This window comes from Rothia koreensis (assembly GCF_052232265.1).
GTDB classification, from domain to species: domain Bacteria; phylum Actinomycetota; class Actinomycetes; order Actinomycetales; family Micrococcaceae; genus Rothia; species Rothia koreensis.
In genome coordinates this window covers 1,011,993-1,029,172 of the sequence record NZ_CP197643.1, presented here as the reverse complement: position 1 = coordinate 1,029,172, position 17,180 = coordinate 1,011,993, and the positions used below count along the sequence as shown (strand labels likewise).

16 protein-coding genes and 1 tRNA gene are annotated in these 17,180 nt (G+C 64.8%); 8 read left to right on the top strand and 9 right to left on the bottom strand.

Annotated features, from left to right (window positions below; all coding sequences use genetic code 11):
- The first annotated feature begins 3 nt into the window (after nt 1–3).
- Nucleotides 4–669 (top strand): phosphate signaling complex protein PhoU, encoded by a 666-nt coding sequence (gene phoU, locus ACTSLZ_RS04425; protein ID WP_178980239.1) that lies wholly within the window; start codon nt 4–6, stop codon nt 667–669.
- Nucleotides 670–796: 127 nt separating this feature from the next.
- On the opposite strand, the gene ACTSLZ_RS04420 is transcribed toward phoU, so the two are convergent.
- The 3 genes from ACTSLZ_RS04420 to ACTSLZ_RS04410 form a co-directional block, all read right to left on the bottom strand.
- Complete coding sequence (locus ACTSLZ_RS04420; protein ID WP_397555754.1) at nt 797–1,543, bottom strand: phosphoglyceromutase; 747 nt, start codon at nt 1,541–1,543, stop codon at nt 797–799.
- A gap of 135 nt (nt 1,544–1,678) precedes the next feature.
- Nucleotides 1,679–1,990 (bottom strand): DUF2516 family protein, encoded by a 312-nt coding sequence (locus ACTSLZ_RS04415; protein ID WP_238692338.1) that lies wholly within the window; start codon nt 1,988–1,990, stop codon nt 1,679–1,681.
- Between the two features lie 9 nt (nt 1,991–1,999).
- Entirely contained in the window at nt 2,000–3,280 is a 1,281-nt protein-coding gene (locus ACTSLZ_RS04410; RefSeq protein WP_443095844.1) for a trans-sulfuration enzyme family protein, read from the bottom strand.
- A gap of 80 nt (nt 3,281–3,360) precedes the next feature.
- Between ACTSLZ_RS04410 and tmk the strand changes: the two genes are divergently transcribed.
- Both tmk and ACTSLZ_RS04400 read left to right on the top strand, forming a co-directional pair.
- A complete protein-coding gene (tmk, locus tag ACTSLZ_RS04405) occupies nt 3,361–4,044 on the top strand; it encodes a dTMP kinase (protein WP_443095843.1) in 684 nt (227 codons plus the stop codon).
- A complete protein-coding gene (locus ACTSLZ_RS04400; RefSeq protein ID WP_129315123.1) occupies nt 4,041–5,189 on the top strand; it encodes a DNA polymerase III subunit delta' in 1,149 nt (382 codons plus the stop codon). Before tmk ends, ACTSLZ_RS04400 begins: the two co-directional genes overlap by 4 nt.
- A gap of 17 nt (nt 5,190–5,206) precedes the next feature.
- Here ACTSLZ_RS04400 and ACTSLZ_RS04395 read toward each other — a convergent pair whose 3' ends face one another.
- Genes ACTSLZ_RS04395 through manA form a run of 4 tightly spaced genes read right to left on the bottom strand, consistent with a single transcriptional unit; the run spans nt 5,207 to nt 9,406 of the window.
- On the bottom strand, nt 5,207–6,568 hold the full coding sequence (locus ACTSLZ_RS04395) for a PFL family protein (RefSeq protein WP_443095842.1): 1,362 nt from the start codon (nt 6,566–6,568) through the stop codon (nt 5,207–5,209).
- A gap of 11 nt (nt 6,569–6,579) precedes the next feature.
- The gene (locus ACTSLZ_RS04390; protein WP_129315125.1) at nt 6,580–6,849 is read right to left on the bottom strand and encodes an ACT domain-containing protein; all 270 of its coding nucleotides are present in this window, start codon (nt 6,847–6,849) and stop codon (nt 6,580–6,582) included.
- A gap of 36 nt (nt 6,850–6,885) precedes the next feature.
- Nucleotides 6,886–8,178, bottom strand: coding sequence for an AI-2E family transporter (locus tag ACTSLZ_RS04385; RefSeq protein WP_178980244.1), 1,293 nt, complete (start codon nt 8,176–8,178; stop codon nt 6,886–6,888).
- Between the two features lie 34 nt (nt 8,179–8,212).
- On the bottom strand, nt 8,213–9,406 hold the full coding sequence (gene manA / locus ACTSLZ_RS04380) for a mannose-6-phosphate isomerase, class I (RefSeq protein WP_178980245.1): 1,194 nt from the start codon (nt 9,404–9,406) through the stop codon (nt 8,213–8,215).
- A 133-nt stretch (nt 9,407–9,539) separates the two neighbouring features.
- Here manA and ACTSLZ_RS04375 point away from each other — a divergent pair, with 133 nt between their 5' ends.
- Nucleotides 9,540–10,937, top strand: a complete 1,398-nt coding sequence (locus ACTSLZ_RS04375; protein ID WP_443095841.1) for a phosphomannomutase/phosphoglucomutase — start codon at nt 9,540–9,542, stop codon at nt 10,935–10,937.
- A 205-nt stretch (nt 10,938–11,142) separates the two neighbouring features.
- Here the strand turns inward: ACTSLZ_RS04375 and ACTSLZ_RS04370 are convergent, their stop codons facing one another.
- A complete protein-coding gene (locus tag ACTSLZ_RS04370) occupies nt 11,143–13,002 on the bottom strand; it encodes a phosphoenolpyruvate carboxykinase (GTP) (RefSeq protein WP_129315129.1) in 1,860 nt (619 codons plus the stop codon).
- Between the two features lie 267 nt (nt 13,003–13,269).
- On the opposite strand from ACTSLZ_RS04370, the gene ACTSLZ_RS04365 reads away from it, so the two are divergent.
- From ACTSLZ_RS04365 to ACTSLZ_RS04350, 4 genes are all read left to right on the top strand, one after another.
- A tRNA-Arg gene (locus ACTSLZ_RS04365) sits at nt 13,270–13,342 on the top strand.
- 143 nt (nt 13,343–13,485) lie between these two features.
- Nucleotides 13,486–14,022, top strand: a complete 537-nt coding sequence (locus ACTSLZ_RS04360; protein ID WP_443095840.1) for a hypothetical protein — start codon at nt 13,486–13,488, stop codon at nt 14,020–14,022.
- Entirely contained in the window at nt 14,009–15,154 is a 1,146-nt protein-coding gene (locus ACTSLZ_RS04355) for a sensor histidine kinase (RefSeq protein ID WP_443095839.1), read from the top strand. The genes ACTSLZ_RS04360 and ACTSLZ_RS04355 overlap by 14 nt, the downstream gene beginning before the upstream one ends.
- Entirely contained in the window at nt 15,151–15,792 is a 642-nt protein-coding gene (locus ACTSLZ_RS04350; protein ID WP_129315132.1) for a response regulator transcription factor, read from the top strand. Before ACTSLZ_RS04355 ends, ACTSLZ_RS04350 begins: the two co-directional genes overlap by 4 nt.
- Here the strand turns inward: ACTSLZ_RS04350 and ACTSLZ_RS04345 are convergent.
- Entirely contained in the window at nt 15,789–17,021 is a 1,233-nt protein-coding gene (locus tag ACTSLZ_RS04345; RefSeq protein WP_443095838.1) for an NgoMIV family type II restriction endonuclease, read from the bottom strand. The genes ACTSLZ_RS04350 and ACTSLZ_RS04345 overlap by 4 nt on opposite strands.
- Between the last annotated feature and the right edge of the window lie 159 nt (nt 17,022–17,180).

The following is a 17,180-nucleotide window of genomic DNA, read 5'->3' as shown; positions in this document are numbered from 1 at the left end:
ATCGTGCGCAAAGTTTTTCAGGCCGAGCTCCAGCAGGTGGGCGACGACCTCGTCGAGATCGCGAATCTCGTTGAAACGGCCTTCGACCGCGCGTCGGATTCCTTGCTGAACGCGGACATTCAGGAGGCCGAGCAGGTCATTTCCGACGACGCCCGCATCGACTTCCTCCAGAACCAGCTCGACGAGCGTTCGATCGACCTCCTGGCGCTGCAAGGTCCCGTCGCATCCGACCTGCGCATGATCGTGGGCGCGCTCCGCATGAGTGCTTCCCTCGAGCGCGCAGGCGACCTCGCACGTCACCTCGCTCAGGTCACCCGGTTGCGGTACCCGGAGACTTCAGTTCCCGAGGACCTCGTACCGACCTTCCAAGAAATCATCGATCACGACAAAGCGATCATCAACAACGTCATCCACCTGCTCGAGACGCGGGAACTGGCCTACGCGGACGAGATCTATGCGGCCAAGGGTCGAATCAACGTGCTCCACGAGTCCGTTTTCGCTCACATCGCCGAAGCGGACTGGGGGTCCGATGCCCAGACGACCATCGATATGACGCTCGTTTCCCGTTACATGGAGCGTTTCGGCGACCACGGCGTCTCCGTGGCCCGAAAGGTCACGTACCTCGTGACCGGCGAATGGGACTCCGCCCCGACGGCAAGCCACTCGTAACCCAGACCATGTGCCCGGACCGCGTGGGCCGGGTCAGGTCCCGTTCAACGCAGAACGCGCCACGACGCACACCAGCCGCCCGACCATGGGATTGATCGGGCGGCTGGTGTGCGTCGTGGGATACGGGCTACTTCTTGCCCTGGTTCGCAACGGCCTGGATCGCGTCCGCAGCCGCGTCCGGGTCCAGGTACTCACCGGGCTTGACCGGCTTGTAATTCTCATCCAGCTCGTAATAGAGCGGAATTCCGGTCGGGATGTTCAGGCCGGAGATGTCCTCATCCGCGATACCGTCCAGGTGCTTGACCAGGGCCCGCAGGGAATTGCCGTGTGCGGCGACCAAAACCGTCTTGCCCGTTGCAAGATCCGGCTTGACCCCCTCGTGCCAGTAAGGAAGCATCCGCTCGAGAACATCCTTGAGGCACTCCGTCCGGGGAGCATCTTCGACGTCCGCATACCGCGGATCATGGGCCTGGGAGAATTCGGAGTCATCGTCCAGGGGCGGCGGCGGAACATCGTAGGAACGACGCCACTGCATGAACTGTTCCTCGCCGTACTTGTCCCGAACCTCGGCCTTGTCCTTGCCCTGAAGGTCGCCGTAGTGACGCTCGTTGAGACGCCAGTTCCGCTTGACCGGGATCCACAGCCTGTCGGCCTCGTCCAACGCGAGGTTCGCTGTGTTCATGGCACGACGCAACAAGGACGTGTGCACGACGTCCGGAAGGATGCCGCGCTCCTTGAGCAGTGCACCACCACGGACGGCTTCCTCCCGCCCTTGGTCGGACAGGGGCACATCGACCCAACCGGTGAACAGATTCTCTTTGTTCCATTCGCTCTGCCCGTGACGCAGCAGAACAAGTTTGTACGTTTCAGCCATGTCCCCCATTGTTCCACTTTCCGGGACCTCATCGGGAGGAAATCCACAGGAAATAAAAGCGCCCCGGGCGAACCCGGGGCACTGTCCGTTGTGCGTTCGTCATCGCGCAGGCCGGTAAAGGCCCTGCGGAAGGAGCTATTTCCTGGTGCGGACCGCCGGACGGACATCGGCCAGGAACACGCCCACCGCCGACGCGGCGATCAATTGGAGGAACAGGCTCGAGGAACCGCCGCGCAGGGCGCCGAGCATGGATATCACGGCGGCAAGCAGGCAGGCTCCCGTGACGAGTACCCAGAACTTCTTCGTGCGTTTGAAGGAGTACTGGTAGGCGTGGTCGCTCGCCCCGAGCGCTGAGACGAAGGCCCACAGCGCGAGCAGGAAGAGGATCAGCCCGAGCGCAAGATCGATGATTCGTTCCAGGGCCATCGTGATGGTCAAGATCTCCATGCGTTCACCCTATCGCTTCTCGACGTGGTCCAAAGCCTGACTCAGATCCGACCAGAGATCCTCGACGTCCTCAATGCCCACCGACAGTCGCAGAAGCGCCTCGCTGACGCTCTGGGCCTCGTTCGAGTGTCGGCGACGTCGCTCGACCAGCGATTCCACGCCGCCCAACGAGGTCGCCGGCGTCCAGAGCCGCAAGGCCTCGACGACCCGCTGTGTCGTCTCGGCGTCGGCATCCAGGGTCGCCGACAGCACCGAGCCGAAGTTGCTCATCTGTGCCTTGGCCCGATCGTGTCCGCGGTCCTCCGGCAAGCCGGGGTACCTGACTTCGGCGACGGCCGGATGATCGCGCAGTCGTTCCGCGAGAACCTGCGCGGATGCCGACGACTGCCGGATACGCAAGGACAGGGTTCGCAGTCCGCGCAACGCCAACCACGCCTCGACGGGTCCGGCGATCGCTCCTCCCAGCGAGCGCTGGGCCAGAGTCGCTTCCCTGAGCGCGGGGTCACGAGTCACAACGGCCCCCATGACGACGTCGGAATGCCCGGCCAGATACTTGGTTGCCGAGTGAACCACGAAGTCCGCACCCCATTCCAGGGGGCGCTGCACCAGCGGGGTCGCGAAGGTGTTGTCGACGGCCGTTCGAATTCCCAGGCCACGGGCGGCCGCCAGGAGGGTCGGAAGGTCCGCGACCTCCAGCATGGGGTTGGTCGGGCTTTCGAGCCAGAACAGAACGTACGGGGCCTCGGCACCAGGGGCGGGTTCGGGGAGGGAACGCGCCCGCTCGGTCAGAACCTCTATCACGCGATCCGTGTCTTCGATGGCCACCTCGACAAGTGTGCAGACACCACGCCGTTCCATCTGACGGACCAAGGACATCGACCCCAAGTAGGTGTGCTCCGGCATGACGATGACCGACCCCACGGGGACCTGGCCCACGACGCCGGCGACGGCGCCCATGCCCGAACCGAAGAGCAGAGCCGGCAGCTCCGACCCCTCGAGGGACGAGAGAACCTGTTCCAGGTCCTCCCACGTCGGGTTCGTAAACCGACCGTAGGCGCGGTCCTCCGGCAGAATGGGGCCAGCGCCGTGGAACGTCGAAGAGAGAACGATCGGCGAATTCACCGGGGCGTCATGTTCCCTCTCCGGTCGCCCCGCCGAGACGACCAGGGTCTCGCGCGACCACGGCGAATCGGCGTCCGTGCCCTGATGTTCGGCGCGCGCTTCTTCCGCGACGATCTCGTCGGGCTCGTGCCCCTTGCGTCCGTGGATATCCGAGGAATTCTGGTGCATAGTCCACAGATTACCCGTCCGCCCACGGCAAACCGGGGTGCGCGCCCATGGACCGCCCCTGATTTCGATAGGCTACGAGGGTGACTTCAGAGCTCCACTATTCACCGCCCGAAGTGACTTCCCGGCGCCCCGGAACCTTCATCGTGTTCGAAGGCGGGGACGGTACCGGGAAGTCGACTCAGGCGCGGATTCTCGAGGACCGGATCCGCCAAAGGCTGGACCGCGAGGTCGTCCTGACCCGAGAGCCCGGAGGAACGGATATCGGAGAGAAGATCCGTTCCCTCGTGCTCGAGACGGGCAACGGAGTGATCGACGCCCGCACCGAAGCATTGTTGTATGCCGCTTCCCGCGCCGCCCACGCGCATCAGCTCATCGCACCGGCCCTCGAACGCGGAGCCGTGGTCGTGTGCGACCGATACATCGACTCTTCGGCCGCCTACCAGGGCGGCGGACGGGGGCTGGGCGAGGACGCCGTCACGAATCTTTCCCTGTGGGCCACGGAGAATCTCGTCCCGGATCTGACGGTCTTCCTGTCCGTCGACGGTTCACATGCACGCAACCGCGTGGCCTCCCGAGGCGCACTGGATCGACTCGAGACGGAGCCCGACTCGTTCCATGCCCGCGTGCGGGAATCGTTCCAGGGTCTGGTTCGGAGCCCTGGATCGAAGAAAACAGTGATCGATGGTTCCGGTTCCGTCGACGAGGTCGCGGACAGGGTGTGGGACAGCGTCCTGCCGACCCTGATGGCGGGTGAGACACCATGAGCGTCTGGGACCAGTTGGTCGGCCAGGAACAGGCCGTCGTCCAGCTCCGCAAGGCGGCGGCGTCGGAATTGCCTCCGCACGCCTGGTTGTTCACGGGACCTCCAGGATCAGGGCGGTCAACGGCCGCACGCGCCCTGGCTGCGGCGCTGCTCTGCGAGAAACCGGACCCGGCGGAGAGGGGGTGCGGGGAGTGCAAATCGTGCCGTACGGCCATGTCCGGAGCGCACGCGGACGTCACCAATTTCGCGACCGAGAATGTCCAGATCAAGATCGAAGAGGCTCGCGACCTCGTGGTCAAGGCCCAGGACCGCCCCGCCGTGGGCCGGTGGCGGGTCATGATCGTCGAGGACGCCGATCGCATGCCCGAACGCACGTCCAACGTCTTGCTGAAAGCGATCGAAGAACCTCCTCCGCACACGATCTGGTTGCTCTGCGCGCCGAGCCCGGTCGACGTCCTGGTGACCATTCGGTCACGGTGCCGCGCCATCACTCTGAAAGTCCCCACGGCCGAGGAAGTCGCGGAGCTTCTTGGGCGCAGGGACGGAGTCGATCCGGAGACCGCGGAGCAGGCTGCACGCCTGGCACAGGGACACATCGGAATTGCTCGTCGGCTCGCGCTGTACCCCGAGGCGAAAGCCCGCCGCGAGGACGTGGTGCGGCTCCCCCTGGGCCTGGGTGGGATCAGCTCGGCCGTGGCCGCCGCGGATCGCCTCATCTCCACGGCGGAGGCCGAGGCAACCGCCGATGCCGAGGAACGCAACGACCAGGAAAAAGCAGACCTGCTCGTGACTCTCGGCGCGCCCGAGTCCGGCCGGGTGCCGCCGACCATCAAGGCCGCCGTACGTCGCCTCGAGGAGGACCAGAAGCGGCGTGCCAAACGGATTCAGGTCGACACCCTCGACCGCTTCCTCATCGACCTCTCGACCTTCTACAGGGACGTGCTGACACTCCAGCTGAAAACGGGCTCACGTCTGGTCAATCACCATTTGGAACGGGAGCTGTCCGACTACGCGCTCAATTCCAGCGCGGAACGGACCCTGGAGCAGATCGACACGATCAATCTCACGCGCAGACGGATCTCGACCAATGTCAGCCCGCGCCTGGCATTCGAGGCCATGGCCGCCAGCCTGATACTCCGCCACTGACCGCCGAGGGGCGCGGGTCAGTTCCGGAAACCGTGGACCGGGGACGGGATGTGGCCCGCCCTGCGGACGAAGATCTCCGAGGACCCTTCGTGCGCGGGCATTACGGGCGCCCGTCCCAAGAGCCCGCCGAACTCGACGACGTCGCCCACCCCGAGACCGACCGCGGGGATCACACGCACGGCGGTCGTCTTGTGGTTCATGACGCCGATGGCCGCTTCGTCGGCGATCATGGCCGAGAGCGTGGACGCCGGGGTGTCTCCGGCAACGGCGACCATGTCGAGCCCCACGGAGCAGATGGCTGTCATCGCCTCGAGCTTGTCCAGGGTGATGGCCCCCGAAGCCGCGGCCTCGATCATGCCGATGTCTTCCGATATCGGGATGAAGGACCCGGACAACCCACCGACGCGAGAGCATGCCATGAGGCCTCCCTTTTTCATGGCGTCGTTGAGCAGCGCCAACGCCGCCGTGGTCCCGTGGGTTCCCACCACCTCGAGGCCGAGCTCCTCGAGAACCCGCGCCACGGAGTCGCCGACCTCGGCCGTGGGCGCGAGGGAAAGATCCACGATCCCGAAGGAGACCCCGAGCCTCTCTGCCGCGAGGTTCCCGACGAGTTGCCCCACGCGCGTGGTCTTGAAAGCGGCCTTCTTGATGACCTCGGCGCTGACATTCAAGGACGCCCCGGGAGCCTTTTCCAGGGCACGCTTGACGACGCCGGGACCTGAGACACCGACGCTGACCACGCAGTCCGTCTCCTGAACGCCGTGGAAAGCCCCCGCCATGAAGGGATTGTCCGAGACGGCATTGGCGAAAACGACGAGCTTGGAGCAACCGAAACCGTGGGCTTCACCCGTCAGATCCGCCGTCTCGCGGATCACCTCTCCCATGTCCCGCACGGCATCCATGTTGATGCCGGCGCGTGACGAGCCGATGTCCACCGAAGAGCAGACCACGTCGGTTTCCGCGAGCGCCCGAGGAATCGAGGACATGAGAATGCGATCGGCTTCGGTCTGCCCCTTGTCGACCAGCGCCGAGAATCCGCCGATGAAATCGACGCCGACCGCGCGCGCGGCCCGGTCGAGTGTGCGGGCGTATTCGAGGTAGTCGGAATCGCCCGATGCGCCGGCCACGATCGAGATCGGGGTGACCGCGATGCGCTTGTTGATGATCGGGATCCCGAGTTCGGCCTCGATCCCTTCGGCGACCCCGACCAGGTTCTTCGCGCGCTGGGTGATTTTGTCGTATATCTTGGCCCGCGCCCTGGCCCCGTCTGCATCGATGCAGTCGAGCAGCGAGATGCCCATGGTCACCGTGCGGATGTCGAGTTTGTCTTCCTCGATCATCTGGATGGTTTCGAGGATATTGGCGTTCGTATCGATCATGGCGGGACGTCCTAGAGGGTGTGCATGGCTTCGAAGATGGCCTCGGACTGGATCCGGATCTCGACCTGCGCCGCCTGACCGATGGGTTCCATCGCCGCCTGGATGTCTTCGATGGTCTGCTTCGACTCGTCGAATTCACCCTGCATGATCATGGTGAAGTAGCCCTCCATGAGGGTTTGGGAGACATTGAGGATGTTGACGTGAAGATCGGCCAGACCAGTGGAGACGGCGGCGATGATGCCTTCGTGGTCCAGGCCCGTCACGGTGAGGATGACTTTCATGATGCTCTTTCGGGAGTGATGGCTGACGGTTCGCGTCTATTGGGTGTTCTGCTGCTTCAGCCGCCGGCGTTTTTCGCGTTTGAGCCGGCGTTTTCGCGCGGTCAGACTCGCGGGAGGTTCGGCGTCCTCCCCGGGTTCGGGACCGTAGGTCTTCCTCAGCGAATACCGACCGTCCTCGTGGACGAGTTGTTCCGACCAGCGCAGATCATTCGGTTTGCCCCTGGAGTCGAAGGCCACGCCGATCCAACGCGATCTCGGGTCCGAATCGATGAACATCGCCTTGAAGAACAGCGTCAGCGGGACGGCGAGGATCGCGCCCAGCGGGCCGACGATCGCCGACCAGAAGATCAGCGAGACGAAAGTGACGGTCGTGTTGAGGCCGACGGCGTCCCCGGTGACTTTCGGCTGGATCACCGACTGGGCGACGAAGTTGATCACGGAGTACAGCACCACGACCCAGATGGCCGTGGCCGGTCCGCCGGCGAGCAGTCCGAGCAGGGCCGGCGGGATCAGGCCGATGACGAACCCGATGTTGGGGATGTAGTTCGTGACGAACGAGAACACGCCCCAGGTGAAGGCCAGCGGGACCCCCAGAATCATCAGGGCTATCGTGTCCAGAACGGCCACGATCGCGCCGAAGACGGTATTGACGACCCAGTACTTCGAGGTCCTGTGGCTGAAGTCCGCGTAGGCCTGGCCGAGACCCGGCTTGGCGCTTGCGATTTCCGAGCGACGTCCGGGGATGATCGTGGCGTCGATGAAGAGGAAAGCCATCACCATCACCAGCACGAACAGCTGCGACCCCGCGGATGACAGTCCGCTCAGGATCGTGGTCGCTGCGCTGAGGATTCGGCTCGGCTGAAGGTATTCGAGCAGAGAATCCCCGACGTCCGTCTCGCTGAGACCGTAGTCGCTCAGCAAGTGGCGCGTCTGCTGGTAGAGGGTCGCGAATTTTCCGCTGTAATTCGGAAGGGTCTCGACGAGCTGGAGGACCGACACGACCATGGACCCGATAATGGCGAGCAATATCGCATAGAGGAACAGCGCCACCAGAACCGTCGCGAGCCACCGGGGAACCTTGCGGTCGGCCAGCCACAATCGCATCGGTCGAACCGCGACGACGAGCGAATAGGCCAGGAACATGGGCCCGAAGATCTCCGAGATGAACTTGAGCCCACCCATGAAGACCACGAGGGCCGCCAGGGCGACGAGAGCGACGACGCCGAGCGGCAGGTCGGGGCCACGGCGAGGAGCTCGTTCCTGCTCCTGCAACGGCATGTTCGCATCCGTTTCTGTCGCTCGGGTTGATGCGGCGACGGGTCGATTCATGGGTTGGGTGTTCTCCCTGCGTGGACGATCGGGGTCAGGTCCGGACGGCCGTGTACACCTGGCCGTTTCCGGACAGGGTCAGGACGTCCCGCGACCCGATGTGCAGTGCCGATTCCGTGCCGCGCAGGCCAATTCGTTCGCCGGCACCGGCCACTTCGACGTCGCCTTCGACGCACAGGATAGCCGAGAGCCCATCACAGGTGTACTCGACGGGAGTGTCCGGCGACACGGCCACGTGGTCCACGTGCATGTGTGAGTCCCAGAGGCCGTAGCGGGCCACGCCGGGCTGCTGCTCCGCGGGGAGCACCAGGTCCGGGGCGGGCTGGTCGGCGACGACCACGGAGAGCAGTTCCTTGATGTCGATGTGCTTGGGCGTCAGTCCGGCCCGCATCACGTTGTCGGACGGATTCATGATCTCGATCGCGGTGCCCTGGAGGTACGCGTGGACCTGCCCGTGCGGTGTGTGGGCCGACTCCCCGGGTTTCAGAAAGAGCTGATTCATGGCCACGGCCACCAGGGTCCCCCGGTCACCGGGGTAGGCATCGTGGAGCAACAGGATGAGGTCGGCGACGGCGTCGAGGTCGAAGCCCTCACGGTCGCGACGGTAGGCGGCGTCGTCCTCGTCGAAGGGATGAGCCAGACTCCAGTCCATGGCCGCGTTCACCGTCGCATCCAATGCCAGGGCCGAGCTCGTCTCGTCCTTGGCGAAGATGGCCTTGATGATCTCCGCGGCGTCGTAATCCGCCAGTTCGGCCAGCCACGTGAGGTTGAGTTCCTTGGCGATCCGCTTGAGTTCGGCCGCTGGCCGGATCCCGGTGAGGAGACGCACCGGCGAGTACGCGATGACGGTCTCCGGTTTGGAACGGTCGTCCTTGTAATTGCGTTCGTTCGCGCCGAGCGCGATGCCCGCCCGGTTCTCCTTCTCAAATCCTTCGACGGCCTGTTGCTCGGAAGGATGGACTTGGAGGGACAGGGGCGAATCGATGGCCAGAATCTTGAACAGGAACGGGAATCCGGAGGTGCCTTCCGGCAGGACCGTCTCCGGGTCCTCGTCGACCCAGTCGGCCAGGGACTTCGTTCCTCCGGCCGTGAGCACCGAGGACGGCGCCTTGGCATGCGCCCCGACCCACAGCTCGGCTTCCGGTTCGGAAGCGGGCTTGTTCTCGCCGCGAAGTCGGGCGAGCGTATCCCGCGTTCCCCACGCATAATTCTGGACTGGATTTACCATTTTGAGCAGCTGACCCATACCCATCATCCAACCACAACCGGTTCCCGCAACGCAGTCGCACCCCAAGGCTATGATGGCTGTCACCCCGGCGATTCCGAGGGTTTTCGGAGGGCGCCCACGTAGAATTGTGCGGGTGAGCATTAACCTACAAGAGTCGTTCAAGGCCTACGACGTCCGCGGGATCGTGGGCCAGTCCATCACACGGGAAAGCGTGCGTGCCACGGGTGCCGCCTTCGTCGATGTTCTTGACCTCTCGGGAAAGACCGTTCTGGTCGGCGGCGACATGAGGCCCTCATCCCCCGAATTCATGGACGAGTTCGCGGACGGGGCCACGGCCCGAGGAGCCGACGTCGTGAAGATCGGCCTGATCTCGACCGACGAACTCTACTTCGCGTGCGGTGTCCTCGACGCCCCCGGTGTCACTTTCACCGCGTCGCACAACCCCGCCGAGTACAACGGCATGAAGATGGCCAAGGCAGGGGCCGTCCCGATCTCCTCCGAGACCGGACTGTTCGATATCCGCGATGCCGCCCAGCGCTATCTCGAGAGCGGCGTCGTCGCCCTGGAGACCACCGGGAGCGTTTCGGAACGGGACATTCTCGTCGATTACGCCCAGTACCTGCGCAACCTCGTGGACCTGTCGTCCATCCGCCCGCTGAAGGTCGTCGTCGACGCCGGCAACGGCATGGCGGGAATGACGACGCCTGCCGTTCTCGGCGACGCCGTCCTGCCCGCGCTGCCGCTGGACGTCAGCCCGCTGTACTTCGATCTGGACGGCACCTTCCCGAACCATCCGGCGAATCCGCTGGAACCGGCAAATCTGCGCGATCTGCAGGCCGCCGTCGTCGAACAGAGAGCGGACCTCGGCCTGGCCTTCGACGGTGACGCCGACCGGTGTTTCGTGGTCGACGAAAAGGGGGACCCCGTCACTCCGTCCGCGATCGCTGCCTTGGTGGCCGAGAGGGAGATTGCCCGTGCCCAGGCCGACGGCACCGAAGAGCCTGTGGTCATCCACAATCTGATTACGTCCAAGGCCGTGCCCGAGCTCGTCGAGTCCCTGGGCGGCCGGGCCGTGAGAACGCGGGTGGGGCATTCCTTCATCAAGGGCGTCATGGCTCGCGAGAACGGCGTGTTCGGCGGCGAGCATTCGGCCCACTACTACTTCAAGGACTTCTTCAACGCCGACACCGGGATGCTCGCCGCCATGCACGTGCTGGCGGCCTTGGGGACGCAGGAGCGACCGCTGTCCGGGCTGGCCGAGAAGTATGCGCCGTACGTCGCATCCGGCGAAATCAACTCGGAGATCGAGGACAAGGCGGCCGCGGTCGCGCGCGTTCGTGAAGCCTTGGCCGACGAGCCCATCGATGTCGACGACATGGACGGGACGACGTTCACCCATCGCACCGACGGCTGGTGGTTCAACCTGCGCCCCTCGAACACCGAACCGTTCCTGCGGCTCAATGTCGAGGGCCCTGACCCGGCAACCATGGAACGCGTTCGCGACGAGGTCCTGGGGCTGATCCGGCAGTAATTGCGGCACGGCCAGAAGGCCGACAGGGTCCGGACGGCGCGGTTGCCCGGATGGCGCGGTTGCCCCGGCGGCCCGCTGCCCGGGCGGCCCGCTGCCAGGGCCCCGAAGTCGTCGGGGCCTCGACCAGCCCCATCACATGCAAAGGACGCCGCCGGGTCCGCCCACTGAGGGCGGCCGGGCGGCGTCCTTCATCGTGCTCCCGGTATCAGCCGTCGAGACGGGCGCCCAGGGCGTCCCTCTGCTCCTTGACCTCCGCGGGAACGTGGTCGCCAAGCTTCTCGAACCACTCATCGATTCCGGGAAGTTCTTCCTTCCACTCGTCGACGTTCACCGCGAGGGCGGCCTCGGTATCCTTCGGGTCGGCGTCCAACCCAGTCAGGTCCAAGTCCTCGACGTTCGGGACGATACCGACGGGGGTCTCCTTGCCACCGGCCGTGCCCTGCAGGCGTTCGACGATCCACTTGACCACGCGCGAGTTCTCGCCGAAACCGGGCCAGGCGAATCCACCGTCCGGGGTGCGGCGGAACCAGTTCACGTAGAAGATCTTCGGCATGTTCTCTTCGCCGTACTTCTTCGCGATATCCACCCAATGCTGGAGGTAGTCACCCGCGTTGTAACCGATGAACGGCAGCATGGCCATCGGGTCGCGACGCACGACGCCGACCTGGCCCTTCGCAGCTGCGGTGGTCTCGGAGGACAGCGTGGCCCCCTGGAAGACGCCGTGATTCCAGTCGAACGATTCGGACACGAGCGGGACCGTGGTCTTGCGGCGGCCGCCGAAGACGATCGCCGACAGCGGGACGCCGTCGGGGTCGCTGTACTCGGGCGCGACGATATCGCACTGTTCGATCGGCGTGCAGAACCGCGAATTCGGGTGTGCCGCGGGACGACCGGAGTCCGGGGTCCAGTCCTGCCCCTTCCAGTCGATCAGGTGCTCAGGGACCTCATCGGTCATGCCTTCCCACCAAACACCGCCGTTGTCCGTCAGAGCCACGTTGGTGAAGATCGTGTTGCCCTTGGCGACGCCGCGCATCGCGTTGGGGTTGGTGGTCCACCCGGTTCCGGGTGCGACGCCGAACAGGCCGGCCTCGGGGTTGATCACCCGGGGCTTGCCTTCGTCGTCGAAGGTGATCCAGGAAATGTCGTCCCCGACCATTTCGGCCTTCCAGCCTTCGATGGTGGGTTCGATCATCGCGAAGTTGGTCTTGCCGCAGGCCGACGGGAAGGCCGCACTGATGTAGTGGGTCTCGCCCTGGGGGTCGGTGACCTTCAGGATCAGCATGTGCTCCGCAAGCCAGCCCTCGTCGTGCGCGATGGCCGAGGCGATGCGCAAGGCGTAGCACTTCTTGCCGAGCAGGGCATTTCCGCCGTATCCCGATCCGAAGGACCAGATCGCGCGGTCCTCGGGGAACTGCACAATGTACTTGTCCGGGTTGCACGGCCAGGCGACGTCGTCCTGCCCCTCGTCCAGAGGCGCGCCCACGGAATGGAGGGCTTCCACGAAGAAGGCGTCCTTTTCCTCCATCGTGCGCAGAACGTCCTGCCCGATGGTCGCCATGATGCGCATCGAGCACACGACGTAGGCGGAGTCCGTCAGTTCGACGCCGAACTTCGGATCCTTGGCACCCAGGTGGCCCATGACGAAAGGGATCACGTACAACGTGCGCCCACGCATGCAACCCCGGTACTTCTCGGTCAGGGTCGCCTTCATCTCCTCCGGATCCACCCAGTTGTTGGTGGGCCCGGCGCCCTCTCGCGTGCTGGAGCAGATGAACGTGCGCTCCTCCACGCGGGCGACGTCCTCCGGATCGGAGAACGCGGCGAATGAGTTGGGAAATTCATCCTCATTGAGCCGGACGAAGGTCCCGGCGTCCACGAGCTCACTCGTGAGACGGTCCCATTCCTCCTGGGAGCCATCCACCCAATGGATGGTCTCCGGCTCAGTCAATGCAGCGACTTCGCGGACCCAGTCCAGCAACCGCTGGTGCTGAGTCGGTGCGCTCTTCAGGGCTTCTTCCACGGCTGGCTTCAGCTTGTCGCTGTTTCCGACGACGATGTCAGTCATTAATTGTTCCCCTCAACAGGTTTCGGCCCTCTCGGGCCATCACTCACGACATTGTGTGGGGGTGCTCGATGTCCGTTCGGACTCGTGCCCGCTGTGCGGTCCACGAATTCCAGCTCCGTCCCTTGTGACTAGACCAGAGTAGCGTAAACCGAACATAGTGTCCCGGGATTGTGGTGCGGCAGAGATCACAGAACCCCGAGTTGGCGTTCCGTAAACCCGCATGTAAGGTAGTACTCGGCCTTGAACGGTAATGCGTTTGTGGGCCGGGCGCCTGTAGCTCAACGGATAGAGCATCTGACTACGGATCAGAAGGTTGGGGGTTCGAATCCCTTCGGGCGCACATCAGCGGAAGCCCCGTCATCGGAAGGTGACGGGGCTTTTTCGTATCCACACGGTGTCGAGACAAGAATCGACACACAACCACCCTGATCCCCACCCTACGGGGGTGCCGGTTGGGCGGTTCCGCGAAGAACCATGGAAGCCATGAACACTTCGACGCTCACCGGTTTCGCTCTTCTCGTAGTCCTCATCGCATGGATCTGCCTCCGGCAGTTCCTCTGGTCTCCAGTCCGACCCCAACGAAACATGAAAATTGGGATGGTTCTGGGAATCATCGCCGTGGCCAATCTCTGGCATTCTCCGATCCCGGTCAAGGGCGGAGACGTGGGAATCCTCGCCATCGAACTCGTCGCGGGCGCAGCCTTCGGGCTCTGGCAAGCCAAACTCGCGGAAGTCAGGCCCATCAGCGACAAGACCGTTGCGAGGCCCGAAGCCAGGGCCCGGAGAAAGGAAGAACCAGTCGCGGATCTGCCGGAGCAGGAGAGCCGCGCGGGCGTTCAGGGCCTGGCCATTTGGCTTCTGCTCCTCGGCCTGCGCGTTGGTCTCGGAATCTTCAGTTCGGCGCACGGTTACGACCTGATGAGTTCGATGTGGCCGACATACCTTGTCATTGCCGCCAACCGGATCGTCAACGGGGCCGTCTTCGCCCGACGTACAGTGGACAACCGTGTCACAGCTTGAAACCGGTTCGGGTCCGAAGGTTGCCCAGGCGTATGCCAGTCCCGCGAGGATCATCATCACGGGCGCGGTCTGCGCGCTCTGGACCTATGCGCTGGCCACACGACTGGTCCACGGGGATCATCCGGTCTTCGCCGCTCTTGGAATCTGTGCCCTGGCCTGCTGGTTCGCCCAGGCTTGTTTCACCCGCCCCGGAACCCGGTCCTTCCTGGCGCTGAACGTGGTAATGATCGCCGTCGGCGGTTTCAGCGGGCCAGGCACCGACGTCCTCGGAGCGATACCCGCGTTTGCCGGGCTGCTCAGACAGTCCCGTGACAGCACGATGTCGTTGCAGCGAATTCTCCTGACGCACGGGCAGGGAATCGTCGCCGTCGGTGCGGGGGTCGTCATCAGCGAAGCGGACCTGCCCACGAGTATCGGGTGTTTCGCCGGTTTCTTGTTGATCATCCCCTTCGGCCTTCTCAGGCGCCAGGCCGACGCGGTCGCCGTCGCGGAACGGGCCGCCCTCCAGGACCGTCTGGCCGCGGCCCACGAACGGGCGCGGACGGCCGCCGCCGAGGAACGTACGGCCATAGCCCGCGATCTGCATGATGTCCTCGCCCACAGCTTGGGAGGGCTGACGATTCAGCTGGATGCGCTGGCCGCCGAGATCGAAGCCGGGAAGAATACCGCTGCGCTGTCCCGGGCCAGGGATGCACGCGAGTTGGCCGGATCCGGATTGAAGGACGCCCGCCGTGCCGTGGCGGCCCTGAGGGCGCCCGCACCAGAATTCGACGCCGGAGCCGAGGAACTGATCCGGGCCCACCGAGAACTGGGCTTTGCCGCGGAGGCCGAGATCGCGGCAACGGGCGCGATGTCCCCAGCATCAGCCGAAGTCCTCCTCAGTGGCCTGCGGGAGTTCTTGACCAATGCTCGTCGGCACGCACCGGACGAGTGCGCACACATTGGGTTGGCGCCTCTTCCGGACGGGTATCGTCTGACCGTGTGGACGCCTGCATCGGCGGGTGGACCGACCTCCTCGGTCGGTGGAGGCTTCGGGCTCCTGGGGATTCGGGAACGAGCCGAGTCCATCGGAGGCGTTCTCCGCGTCGAGAAGAACACCGTATTCCTCGTGACTCTGGAGGTGCCTCAGTGATCACCGTTCTGGTGGTGGACGACCAAGCCATCGTCCGTGACGGCCTGACCGCAGTACTCTCCCTGACGGAGGGCATCGAGATCGCGGGCGAGGCCGAAAACGGCCGACAAGCGGTGGAGATGGTCGACCGACTCGGGCCGGACGTGGTCCTGATGGACCTCCGGATGCCGGAGATGGACGGAGCGGAGGCCACCGCGGCCCTTCGCACCTCACATCCCGACGTCGCGGTGCTCGTGCTGACCACATTCGACGACGACGACTCGATCGCCCGCGCCCTGGCCAGCGGCGCCCGCGGGTACCTGACCAAGGACGCCGGCCGAGAAGAAGTGGCTGCCGCAATCCGAACCGCCGCGACCGGGCAAGTCACGTTCACCCGGGACATCGGTGAGAAACTCGCCGGTTCCTTCTCCCCGCAGAGCATCTCTCCGCGGGACCGGTTCCCCACCCTGACCGCCCGAGAAGCCGAAGTCCTCACCCACATGGTGGCCGGCCGAAGCAACACCGAGATAGCTCAGCAACTCTTCCTGGCGGTGGGAACGGTCAAGTCGTACACCAATGACATTTTCACCAAGCTCGGCGCCCAGAACCGCGCCCATGCGATCGCGCTGGCCACGGGGCGGGCAAAGAACGAGGGCTAGATCGCCAGATCGAGCGGCAGGTCCGAGATATCCCGGAGTCTCCTTCCCTGGACCATCGTGTGAAGAAGTTCGGCACCGGCAGGGTCGGTCTCGGGGTCGATCGCATCCAATAACTCGTGCAGCGCGAAGTGATACACGCAGTCGAGATCTCCCGTACCGAGGGCAACCGACGCAATGCGGGAGGGCATCGGCTCCCCCGTGACCAGCACCAGGTGAGGGACCCTGCCCCGCCGGTTCCGGATCAGGTGCCGCGCTTCCGCCTTGATCTGCTCGGCACGGTCGCTGCGCAGCGTCCACTTGCACGAGACCACGGCGTGCAACAGCGGTTTGGACTGGACGGCCGCCCGGAGAGGGGTCGAGGCCGCCAACGGTCCCATCGGATCGACCAGTCGGGCCGAACCGTTGAGTTCCGAGTCAGGGACGGGATGACGCGCGATGACGACGTCGGGGGCCATGATCTCGGTGTCGTGCCCAAGAAGGGCACGCAGGTCTCGACGGCCGAGAATAGCCTCCCGCATCCCCGAGACATGGTCGTATTGCTCGAAAATCTCGGATGCGTCCTCGATGGCCGTCCATTCCTCCCGGTCCCCCAGGCGCCGAACGACCCAGTCGCCCGGCCTCACGGCGTCGAGGGCCTGCGTGACCGACTTGAGGTACGCGGCGACTGCCCGTTCGAAATTCCTGCTGACGCCCTTGCCGGGCGCGCGGGAGGTTTCAGGAACGCCACCGATGCCCTGGGCCACGCAGCGTGCGTAGCGAATGCTCGAGGCGGAGTCCTTGTCCGCGTTGGAAGGGACACCACTGCCCGGGTTCAGGACCAGGACGCGTTCGTCCAACAGGGCGCGGTGGAATACGCGACGCGCACGGTCCAGCAGGTACTCGGGCTTGGACCTGTGGAAGGCCGCGACTTCGGCGCGGGTCATCTCCGCCTTGGCCTCGTCAAGGTTCGGCGGCTCCGGAGCAACCGGCGCACTCTGCGGGGACGGCGTCCGGGCTTCCGACGTCGGCGCCTGCTCCGCGCCCGAGGTCCCGGATCTGCCCTCCGCGCTCCCCTGATTCGCTGTGCCGGGGGCCGTGCTGGTCTTCCGGCCCGCCGCGCGATCCGCACCGCTCCGAGCCCGTGCCGACCCCGACCCGTGGGAGGTCTTTCCCGACTCCTCGAATTCGGCGAGGTCGAGCGAGAACAGGAACTGCTCTTCCGGTTGGTCGTGCGGATGCTTCGGACTCATGCGGCCTCCTGGAGGTAGGATCAGTCGCCAGATTACTGGACATGTCGCGCCGACAGAGCGCGGTATGTTTCCGGTCACTCCTTGTGAAGGGACGGTTACTCCTTCCGCTGGAGCCGACCTACACTGTCCCGAGAGAAGAATTCGTCCAGCTTGGAGAGC